The organism is Pseudomonas sp. EA_5y_Pfl2_R50, assembly GCF_963970475.1.
Taxonomy (GTDB): Bacteria; Pseudomonadota; Gammaproteobacteria; order Pseudomonadales; family Pseudomonadaceae; genus Aquipseudomonas.
Genome location: NZ_CAXAPT010000196.1, coordinates 1 through 438, shown reverse-complemented (window position 1 = coordinate 438; position 438 = coordinate 1). Strand labels below are relative to the sequence as shown.

At 57.8% G+C, this 438-nt stretch carries 1 protein-coding gene; it reads right to left on the bottom strand.

Annotated features, from left to right (window positions below):
* Nucleotides 1-53: 53 nt before the first annotated feature.
* On the bottom strand, nucleotides 54-438 hold a 385-nt coding region (locus tag AACY19_RS27420; RefSeq protein WP_339454625.1), incomplete at its 5' end, for a hypothetical protein.

The window sequence follows — 438 nt, the reverse complement described above, 5'->3', positions numbered from 1 at the left end:
CAAACCCGCTAACGCCCAAATGCAAGAGAGAACAGCGCGCTTCATAAAATTCATCATGGGGTGTTGTAATAAGCTTTTTGATTGAGGCGAATGTTGCCTCGATCTGTGGACGAAGACGACACCGCCAAGAGTCCCGTCTCGGTAATGCTGCCGACCAACTGAGTCCCGTTGCCGCGCATGATGCGGATAGGAGTCCCCGGAAATGTGTTGAACCCGCAGGTCAAGCCGGAGCTATCAGTTCCGTCGATATTGAGTGCGCAGTTGCTGTTTCCGCTCAAGAGGCCGTTGATCGCGTGCCAAGCGTTGCTAGTCGCCGCTACGTTGGCCTGAGTGCCGGCGCTGATGGCCGCCTGATTGGCGTTTCCAGAGCCGCCAATTGCAGCCGCCACCGATGAGTTTCCGATGATCGTCGCCACAGCCGCCCCCGGCGTCGGCTCA